9 protein-coding genes and 1 pseudogene are annotated in these 9,432 nt (G+C 72.9%); 7 read left to right on the forward strand and 3 right to left on the reverse strand.

What is annotated here, in order from left to right; translation table 11 throughout:
- Positions 1-522 (reverse strand): annotated as a pseudogene (locus UW392_RS35910) (DNA helicase RecD); the annotation flags it as partial.
- Positions 519-1,502 carry an aldo/keto reductase gene (locus tag UW392_RS35915; protein WP_320779400.1) on the reverse strand — a complete coding sequence of 328 codons (984 nt, stop codon included), beginning with the start codon at positions 1,500-1,502 and terminating at the stop codon, positions 519-521. The pseudogene UW392_RS35910 and the gene UW392_RS35915, both read right to left, overlap by 4 nt.
- Positions 1,503-1,614: 112 nt before the next feature.
- On the opposite strand from UW392_RS35915, the gene UW392_RS35920 reads away from it, so the two are divergent.
- Together UW392_RS35920 and UW392_RS35925 are read left to right on the forward strand one after the other, a co-directional pair.
- The gene (locus UW392_RS35920; RefSeq protein ID WP_320779401.1) at positions 1,615-2,670 is read left to right on the forward strand and encodes an LLM class F420-dependent oxidoreductase; all 1,056 of its coding nucleotides are present in this window, start codon (positions 1,615-1,617) and stop codon (positions 2,668-2,670) included.
- A 220-nt stretch (positions 2,671-2,890) separates the two neighbouring features.
- Positions 2,891-3,682, forward strand: a complete 792-nt coding sequence (locus tag UW392_RS35925) for a ferritin-like domain-containing protein (protein WP_320779402.1) — start codon at positions 2,891-2,893, stop codon at positions 3,680-3,682.
- An 8-nt stretch (positions 3,683-3,690) separates the two neighbouring features.
- Here UW392_RS35925 and corA read toward each other — a convergent pair whose 3' ends face one another.
- The gene (gene corA, locus UW392_RS35930) at positions 3,691-4,686 is read right to left on the reverse strand and encodes a magnesium/cobalt transporter CorA (protein WP_320779403.1); all 996 of its coding nucleotides are present in this window, start codon (positions 4,684-4,686) and stop codon (positions 3,691-3,693) included.
- 61 nt (positions 4,687-4,747) lie between these two features.
- Here corA and UW392_RS35935 point away from each other — a divergent pair, with 61 nt between their 5' ends.
- The 5 genes from UW392_RS35935 (at position 4,748) to UW392_RS35955 (ending at position 9,402) form a co-directional block, all read left to right on the forward strand.
- Entirely contained in the window at positions 4,748-5,434 is a 687-nt protein-coding gene (locus UW392_RS35935) for a histidine phosphatase family protein (RefSeq protein WP_320779404.1), read from the forward strand.
- Between the two features lie 67 nt (positions 5,435-5,501).
- Positions 5,502-6,092, forward strand: coding sequence for a DUF3090 domain-containing protein (locus tag UW392_RS35940; RefSeq protein ID WP_320779405.1), 591 nt, complete (start codon positions 5,502-5,504; stop codon positions 6,090-6,092).
- The gene (locus UW392_RS35945) at positions 6,056-6,919 is read left to right on the forward strand and encodes an SCO1664 family protein (RefSeq protein WP_320779406.1); all 864 of its coding nucleotides are present in this window, start codon (positions 6,056-6,058) and stop codon (positions 6,917-6,919) included. Before UW392_RS35940 ends, UW392_RS35945 begins: the two co-directional genes overlap by 37 nt.
- 105 nt (positions 6,920-7,024) lie before the next feature.
- Positions 7,025-8,254: a cysteine--1-D-myo-inosityl 2-amino-2-deoxy-alpha-D-glucopyranoside ligase gene (mshC, locus tag UW392_RS35950; RefSeq protein WP_320779407.1), complete on the forward strand. Its 1,230-nt coding sequence runs from the start codon at positions 7,025-7,027 to the stop codon at positions 8,252-8,254.
- A 182-nt stretch (positions 8,255-8,436) separates the two neighbouring features.
- Positions 8,437-9,402 carry a superoxide dismutase gene (locus UW392_RS35955; RefSeq protein ID WP_320779408.1) on the forward strand — a complete coding sequence of 322 codons (966 nt, stop codon included), beginning with the start codon at positions 8,437-8,439 and terminating at the stop codon, positions 9,400-9,402.
- The last annotated feature ends 30 nt before the right edge of the window (positions 9,403-9,432 follow it).

Genomic DNA, 9,432 nt, shown 5'->3' on the forward strand with positions numbered 1-9,432 from the left:
GGGTGCCGCGCCGGGCACCTGGTCGGGGGCCGGCCGGGACCGGCGTACCGGCTCGGCCTCGGGAGCCGGGCGGCGGGGCGCGGGTGCCGGGTCGGCGAAGACCGTGGCCACCGGCTTGGCGCCGCCCTCCACGGCCCGTACGGCGGCGAGCAGGTCGGCCGCCGTGCCGCTGAGCTTGGCGCCGCTCGCGACGGGGCCCGTGCGCTCGGCCTTCCGCCGCTCGATCCGCTCCCGCTCGACCCGCTGGGCCGCCAGCTCCGCCTCGGCCTCGGACACCTGCTTGCCCCCGGCCCCGTCACCCTCAGCCGCGTCACCACCGCTGACGTCGGAGTCGTCGGAGCCACTGGAACCGTCGGAGCCACTGGAGCCACTGGAGCCGCTGGAACCGTCGGTGCCGTCCGCGGTGCCCGCGCCGGCCGTGGTTCCGGTGTCGCCCTCGGCCCCCGCCGCGGGCACACCCCCCGTACCGTCCGCGTCATCCGCGACGTTCTCGGCGGACTCGGGCTCGGGCTCCGTGCTCACAGCGTGCTCCAGTCGTGATCGGGATAGCGGTGCACGGGCTCCGACACGTCGTCGAGGGCCCGGCAGATCTCGTCAGGAAGACTAAGCGCCTCCACTGACAGAGCCGCGTCGAGCTGCCGCGCGTTGCGCGCGCCGACGATCGGCGCGACCACGCCGGGCCGGTCCCGCACCCACGCGAGGGCCACCTGCAGCGGGGTCACCGCGAGACCGTCCGCCGCCGTGGCCACCGCGTCCACGATGTGCCCGGCCGTGTCGTCGAGGTACGGCGCGACGAACGGCGCCATGTGCTCCGACGCCCCGCGCGAGTCGGACGGCGTGCCCGCGCGGTACTTGCCGGTGAGCACCCCGCGCCCCAGCGGCGAGGACGGCAGCAGCCCGACCCCCAGGTCCAGGGCGGCCGGCAGCACCTCGCGCTCTATGCCGCGCTGCACCAGTGAGTACTCCAGCTGCGTGCTCGCCAGCCGGTTGCGCACCCCGGGCGCCGCCAGCTGCCACGTCGCCGCCTTGGCGAGCTGCCAGCCGCAGAAGTTGGACACCCCGGCGTAGCGGGCGCGCCCGCTGCTCACCGCCAGGTCCAGGGCGTGCAGCGTCTCCTCCAGCGGCGTGTACGGGTCGTAGGCGTGCACGTGCCAGACGTCGACGTGGTCGGTGCCGAGCCGGACCAGCGAGGCGTCCAGCGCGGAGAGCAGATGACCGCGCGAGCCGTCGAACCGCCGGTCGGGGTCGGGCACGCAGCCGGCCTTGGTGGAGATCACCAGGTCCCGGCGCGGCACCAGCTGCTCCATGAGCCGGCCGAGCAGGTACTCGGCCTCCCCGTCCCCGTACACGTCGGCGGTGTCGACGAGGGTCCCGCCGGCTTCCCAGAAGGTTTTCAGGCACTCCGCCGCGTCGTGCTCGTCGGTGTCGCGGCCCCAGGTCAGGGTGCCGAGACCGATACGGGACACGCGCAGGCCCGTTCGGCCGAGATGCCTCTGCTCCATGAACGCCGAGATTACTGGCCACGGCTTCCCCTGTGGGGGGCTGTGGACAACCCATTTCACCGCGCTAAGGTCGGGGCACCAGGGACGTTACTGATCAGTAAGGGGATCGGCCATGCAGCTCGGGATCAACCTCGGCTACTGGGGCGGCGGAATGGACGCGGACAATCTGGCCGTCGCCCAGGAGGCCGACCGCCTCGGCTACGCCGTCTGCTGGGCCGCGGAGGCCTACGGCTCCGACGCCGCCACGGTGCTCACCTGGGTCGCCGCGCAGACCGAGCGGATCGACGTCGGCTCGGCGATCTTCCAGATCCCGGCCCGGCAGCCCGCGATGACCGCGATGACCGCCGCCACCCTCGACTCCCTCTCGGGCGGCCGCTTCCGGCTCGGCCTCGGCGTCTCAGGGCCGCAGGTCTCCGAGGGCTGGTACGGCGTCAAGTTCGACAAGCCGCTGGCCCGCACCCGCGAGTACGTCGAGATCGTCCGCAAGGCGATGACCCGTGAGCGGCTCTCCTACGAGGGACAGCACTGGACGCTGCCCCTGCCCGGCGGCCCCGGCAAGCCGATCAAGCTGACCGTGCACCCGCAGCGTGAGCACATCCCGCTGTACATCGCCGCGATCGGCCCGAAGAACCTGGAGCAGACCGGCGAGATCGCCGACGGCGCCCTGCTGATCTTCCCCTCCGCCGAGCACCTGGAGGAGACCGCGATCCGGCCCCTGCGCGCCGGACGCGAGAAGGCGGGCAAGAGCCTCGACGGCTTCGACGTCTGCCCGACCGTGCCGCTCGCTCTCGGTGACGACAAGGACGTCGCCGCGCTCGCCGACACCTTCCGGCCGTACACCGCGCTGTACGTCGGCGGCATGGGCAGCCGCAAGCAGAACTTCTACAACCAGCTCGCCCGGCGCATGGGGTACGAGAAGGAGGCCGCCGAGATCCAGGACAAGTACCTGTCCGGCGACAAGGAGGGCGCCGGCGCCGCCGTACCGCACGATCTGATCGACAGGACGACGCTGCTCGGCTCCGTCGACCGCATCGCCGACGGGATGCGGGCCTACGCGGCGGCCGGTGTCACCACCCTGACGCTCGCTCCCGCGGGCTTCACCCTGGACGAGCGGATCGCGGCGCTGCGGGCCGGCACGGAGGCGCTCGAACGAGCCGGGCTCGCCTGAGGCGCACTCAGAGATTTCACGGCCGTGGTGGGGGCTCGGGGGTCTTCCCCGCCACGGCCGTCACGGGGAACAACGCGTGCACGCGCGCGTGGTTACGCCCACTCATGGCCCCGCGTGTCCGTCGTTCGGCGGAGTTGTCCGGCACACCTGTTGCCGCACCTCACGTCCCGCACTTGACTCGTTCTCCGCGGAACCTGCAGAGGCGGAGAGGTGACGGGTGATGCTGTCGGCCAAGAGTCTGTTCCAGGAGATCCTCGACCACGACGAGTCGTTCCAGTTGTTCTGCTCCATCGCGGCCAGCGGCGAGTCGCAGGGCGGCTGGGAGAACGCCCGGATCGCGGCGCTCGTCCCGGAGAGCGAACGCGATCTCGCCCCCAAGATCACCCGGCATGGCGCCGACGAGGACAAACACGGCCGGATCTTCGAAGCGCTGCTGCGCAAGCGCCGTCTGGAGCCCGTCGAGGTCCCCCCGGAGACCGACTACACCGCGCTGTTGGAGCAGCACGGCATCGGTCTCGCCCACGAGAAACTCAAGGGCGACCAGCGGCTGACCACCGAGGACATCGTCACCTACCTCGCGCACAGCCGCGTCACCGAGCAGCGCGCGGCCGACCAGATGGTCATGCTCCGCAAGTACTTCGCCGGTCACCCCGACGTCGGCAACGCCGTCCGGATGATCTCCGCCGACGAGGACAACCACCTCGCCTACACCCACGAGGAACTGCTCCGCTTCGCCGCCGCCGGACACGGCCGGCTCATCCAGCGCACCCTGCGCGAATGCGCGCTGGCCGAGATCGGCATCTACCGCGACGTCAGCCTCGCCGTGATGGCGCGCATGGGCCGCATCCTGCGCTGGCCGCGCCCCAAGGCGGCGGTGCTCGCGGCCGGCATCCGCGCGATGTACACCTACGAGCGGCTCGGCGGCTGGCGCCGCATGGTCTCCCTGGAGATGCCCGAACGCCGCGACGCCCTCGGCGGCCCCGCTCCCTCCGCGACTCCCGAACCCGCCTGAACAGTGCTCTACAGCCATCCCCGGCGTTTGAAGAGCCGGAACAGCAGCACCTCGAGGGCGGCCATGAGCGCGATCACGGCCGGGTACGACCACACCCAGTGCAGCTCGGGCATGTGGTCGAAGTTCATGCCGTAGATCCCCGCGATCATCGTGGGGACCGCGGCCATGGCCGCCCACGCGGAGATCTTGCGCATGTCGTCGTTCTGCCGGACGCTCATCTGCGCCAGGTGCGCCGAGAGGATGTCGGAGACCAGCCGGTCCAGGCCGTCCACCGACTCGTTGACCCGCAGGATGTGGTCCTGCACGTCCCGGAAGAACGGCCGCGCGGCGTCGTTCACGAACGGCACCGCCGCGCCGAACGCGCCCGTGCCCGCCAGCCGGTTCAGCGGCAGCGCCAGCGGCCCGGTCGCCCGGCGGAACTCCAGGACCTGCCGCTTGAAGGTGTAGATCCGGCCCGCCGTGTTCCGGGAGCCGCCGACGTCCGGCGAGAACACCTCCGCCTCCAGCTCCTCCAGGTCGGTCTGGAGTTCGGTGGCCACCTCCAGGTAGTGGTCGACGGCGGCGTCGGTGATCGCGTAGAGCACGGCCGTCGGCCCCTTGCCGAGCAGTTCGGGCTCCTTCTCAAGCCGCTGCCGCACCGCCTTCAGCGCGGCGCCCTCACCGTGCCGGACGACCACCACGAACGCGTCGCCGAGGAAGACCATCACCTCACCGGAGGAGACGGTGTCGCTCTCCGGCTCGTACACCACCGGCTTGACGACCACGAAGAGCGAGTCGTCGTACACCTCCAGCTTGGGCCGCTGGTGGGCCTTGAGGGCGTCCTCCACGGCCAGCGGGTGCAGGCCGAACTCCCGCGTGACGTGTTCGAACTCCTCCTCTGTCGGCTCATGGAGCCCGATCCACACGAACCCGCCCGCGGACCGCGCCTCGTCGAGCGCGTCGGAGAAGTCCGCCGGGCCCTCGGTGCGGTGCCCGTCCCGGTAGATGGCACAGTCGACGATCACCGAACCCATTCTCCCCTCGCCCGGACGTCGGTGCCCGGTGCTGTACGCCTACCCTTGGCGCATGCCCACGCTGATCCTGGTCAGGCACGGACGTTCCACCGCCAACACCGAGGGACTGCTCGCCGGCTGGACGCCCGGCGTCGCCCTCGACGAACGGGGGACCGCCCAGGCCGCCGCCCTGCCCGCCCGGCTCGCCGCACTGCCGCTCTCCGAGGTCGTCACCAGCCCCCTGCAGCGCTGCCGGGAGACGCTCGCGCCGCTGCTCGACGCCCGCCCCGGCCTGCGCGCCCACACCGACGAACGGATCGGGGAGTGCCACTACGGCGACTGGTCCGGCCGCAAGATCGCCGAGCTGAGCGACGAGCCGCTGATGGAGATCGTGCAGGCGCACCCCTCCGCCGCGGCCTTCCCCGGCGGCGAGTCGATGCGCACCATGCAGACCCGCGCCGCCGAGGCGGTACGCGAGTGGAACGCGCGCGTGGAGCGCGACCACGGCCCGAACGCCGTGTACCTCATGTGCTCCCACGGCGACGTCATCAAGTCGCTCGTCGCGGACGCGCTCGGCCTCCACCTCGACCTGTTCCAGCGCATCCACGTCGAACCGTGCTCCGTCACGGCGATCCGCTACACCCGCCTGCGCCCGTTCCTGCTGCGCCTCGGCGACACCGGGGACCTCGGCTCCCTCGCGCCCCCCGAGGAACCGCCGGGCGACGACGCGACGGTCGGAGGCGGTGCGGGCGCACCGTGATCGTCGGCCGCAGTAGGGTGAAGCGGTCCCAGCAGTAGCCACCCCCGACTCTCAATGGAGACAGGACGTGTCCCGTCAGGTGTTCCTCTACGACCAGCCGGACCGCTTCGTGGCCGGCACGGTCGGACTGCCCGGACGCCGTACGTTCTTCCTCCAGGCCACGGCCGGCCCCCGGGTGACCAGCGTGGCCCTGGAGAAGACGCAGGTCGCGGCACTCGCCGAGCGCATGGACGAGCTGCTCGACGAGGTCGTGCGGCGCAGTGGCGGCAGCGCCTCCGTCCCCGCCGTGGCGCCCGCCGACCCGGCCGACACCGGGCCGCTGGACGCCCCCGTCGAGGAGGAGTTCCGCGTCGGCACCATGGCGCTGGCCTGGGACGGCGACGAGCAGCGCATGATCGTCGAGGCGCAGGCCCTGGTGGAGCTGGACGCCGAGTCCGAGGAGGATCTCGCCGAAGCAGAGGAAAGGCTTCTCCAGGACGAGGAGAACGGCCCCCCGATGCTGCGGGTCCGCCTCACCGGCGCGCAGGCCAGGGCCTTCGCCAAGCGCGCCCTGGACGTCGTCAACGCCGGGCGGCCGCCGTGCCCGCTGTGCAGCCTCCCGCTCGACCCGGAAGGACACGTATGTCCGCGCCAGAACGGATACCGCCGCGGAGCGTGACGACGGACACGACGCCGGACGTGACGGCCGACGAGCCGCTCGTCCGGCTGCTCACCGAGGGCGAGCTGACCGTCCGCGGCCGCATCCCCGACGCCTCCAACGCGGCGCTGTACTGCACGGTCGCGCACGAGGGCCGCGAGACCGCCTGCGTCTACAAGCCCGTCGCCGGTGAACGGCCCCTGTGGGACTTCCCCGACGGCGACCTCGCCCGGCGCGAGGTCGCCGCGTACGCGGTCTCCGAGGCGACCGGCTGGGGCCTCGTCCCGCCCACCGTGCTGCGGGACGGGCCGTACGGCGAGGGAATGGTCCAGCAGTGGATCGAGACCGCTCCCGAGACCGCCCCGGACACCGGACTGCTCGCCCTGGTGGACCGTGAGGAGCCGGAGCCGGGCTGGAAGGCGATCGGGTTCGCCGAGGTCGGCGAGGGGCGTACCGCGCTGCTGGTGCACGCCGACGACGCGCGGCTGCGGCGCCTCGCCGTCCTCGACGCGGTGATCAACAACGCCGACCGCAAGGGCGGCCACCTGCTGCCCGCCGCCGGCCGGCTCTACGGCATCGACCACGGCGTCACCTTCCACACCGAGAACAAGCTGCGCACGCTGCTGTGGGGCTGGGCGGGGGAGCCGCTGACCGAGGAGGCCCTGGCGGTCCTCGGCGGCCTGCGGGAGGCGCTGAGGGACGGCGGGGGCCTGGCCACCCGACTGGCCGAGCTGATCACGCCCGCCGAGACCGACGCCGTACGCGCGCGTGTCGACGCGCTGCTGGCCGCCGGCACCCACCCCGAACCGGGCGGGGAGTGGCCGGCGATCCCCTGGCCGCCGGTGTAGCACCAGGCCGCAGCACATGGAGGGATGATCGGCAAGAGCGCCTAACCGGTCATCCTGCCCCCGTCCGGTTCGTGTACGGAACATCCGTCCGGTTACGCTCGTGTCATGCATGCCTGGCCCGCTTCCGAGGTCCCCGCCCTGCCTGGTCAGGGCCGCGACCTGAGGATTCACGACACCGCGACCGGCGGTCCGGTCACCCTGGACCCCGGTCCCGTCGCCCGCATATACGTCTGCGGCATCACGCCGTACGACGCGACCCACATGGGTCACGCGGCGACCTACAACGCGTTCGACCTCGTGCAGCGCGTGTGGCTCGACACCAAGCGGCAGGTTCACTACGTCCAGAACGTCACCGACGTCGACGACCCCCTGCTGGAGCGGGCCGCCCGGGACGACGTCGACTGGACGGCCCTCGCCGAGCAGGAGACGGCCCTCTTCCGCGAGGACATGACGGCGCTCAGGATGCTGCCGCCGCGGCACTACATAGGCGCCGTCGAGGCCATACCGGGCATCGTCCCCCTGGTCGAGCGGCTCCGTGACGCGGGCGCCGCCTACGAGCTGGACGGCGACGTCTACTTCTCCGTCGAGTCCGACCCGCACTTCGGCCAGGTCTCGCACCTCGACGCCGAGGCCATGCGGCTGCTCTCCGCCGAGCGCGGCGGCGACCCGGAGCGGCCGGGCAAGAAGAACCCCCTCGACCCGATGCTGTGGATGGCGGCCCGCGAGGGCGAACCCAGCTGGGACGGCGCCTCGCTCGGCCGCGGTCGGCCCGGCTGGCACATCGAGTGCGTGGCCATCGCCCTCGACCACCTCGGCATGGGCTTCGACGTCCAGGGCGGCGGCTCCGACCTCGCCTTCCCGCACCACGAGATGGGCGCCTCCCACGCCCAGGCGCTGACCGGCGAGTTCCCCATGGCCAAGGCGTACGTCCACGCCGGCATGGTCGGCCTGGACGGCGAGAAGATGTCCAAGTCCAGGGGCAACCTGGTCTTCGTGTCGCGGCTGCGGCGCGACGGCGTCGACCCGGCCGCGATCCGGCTCGCCCTCCTCGCCCACCACTACCGCTCCGACTGGGAGTGGACCGACCAGGTCCTGCGGGACGCGGTCGCCCGCCTGGAGCGGTGGCGCGCCGCCGTCTCCCGGCCCGACGGCCCGTCCGCCGAGGCACTGGTCGAGGAGGTCCGCGCGGCTCTCGCCGACGACCTCGACTCCCCGTCGGCGCTCGCCGCGGTGGACCGCTGGGCCGCGCTCCAGCAGGAGTCGGGCGGCACGGACACCGGCGCCCCCGGCCTCGTCTCCCGCGCGGTGGACGCGCTGCTGGGCGTCGCTCTCTAGCGCATCTCCGGTGCATCTCTAGCGCCGCTCCGAAGTCGCTCTCCAGCGATGGTCCGAAGTGGCAGAAGGGCCTCCGCGGGCAACGCCTGCGGAGGCCCCGGTGCCTGTGCTGAGCTGTGAGGCGTCTGTTGACGAACGCGGGCCCGCCCGCACGGCCGGGCCCCCTCGCGGAAGGACGCACCGTGGCACCCACCGACCGTTCCTTCGCACGACGCTCACTGCTCACCTCCGCCGCCGCATCGACGGGCGCGGCCCTGACCGGCGTGACGCTGACCGGCGGCCCGGCCGCGGCCGCCGGACGCGGCCCCTGGCCGCGGCGGTTCCCGCTGCCCACCGGTTTCCGGCCCGAGGGCATCGCCATCGGCAGCGCCCCGTACGCCTACTTCGGTTCGCTCGTCGACGGTGACATCTACCGGGCGAGCCTGGCCACCGGCCGCGGCGCGGTCGTCGCCGAGGGCCCCGGCGCGGGACACGGCGCCGCCGGACTCAGGCTCGACCGGCACGGCAGACTCTTCGTCGCCGGCGCGGAGAGCGGCGAGATACGCACCGTGGACGTCCGTACCGGCGAGACCGAGAGGATCTACGCGACCGGCACCACCTTCGTGAACGACGTGGTCCTCACCCCGGACGCCGCCTGGTTCACCGACTCCTACGCGGCCGTCCTGCACCGCGTCGCCCTCGACGAACGGGGCCGCCCCGGCGGACTGCGGACCGTCACCCTGGGCGGGGACTGGGAGCAGGGCCCGGACTTCACCGCCAACGGCATCGAGCGCACCCCCGACGGCAGCGCCCTGCTGGTGGTCAACGTCTTCGCGGACGGCGGCCGGCTGATGCGCGTCGACCCGCGCACCGGCACCGCGCGCGCCGTCGACCTCGGCGCCGCCCGGCTGCCCAACGGCGACGGCCTGCTGCTGCTCGGCCGGACCCTCTACGCGGTCCAGCAGTGGCAGAACGCCATCGACGTGTTCCGGCTGAACGCGGCCGGCACGCGGGGCACCGCGATCGGCCGCATCACCGACGAGCGGTTCCGCATCCCGACGACGGTCGCCGCCTGGGGCGACCGGCTCTACCTGCCCAACGCGCGCTTCGACATCGACCCGCCGCTGCCGGACACCGAGTTCGACGCCGTGGCGGTGGACCGGATCTGAGCACCGGGCGCGGGGGGGGGGGGGGGGGGG

The organism is Streptomyces sp. CRN 30 (genome assembly GCF_034105845.1).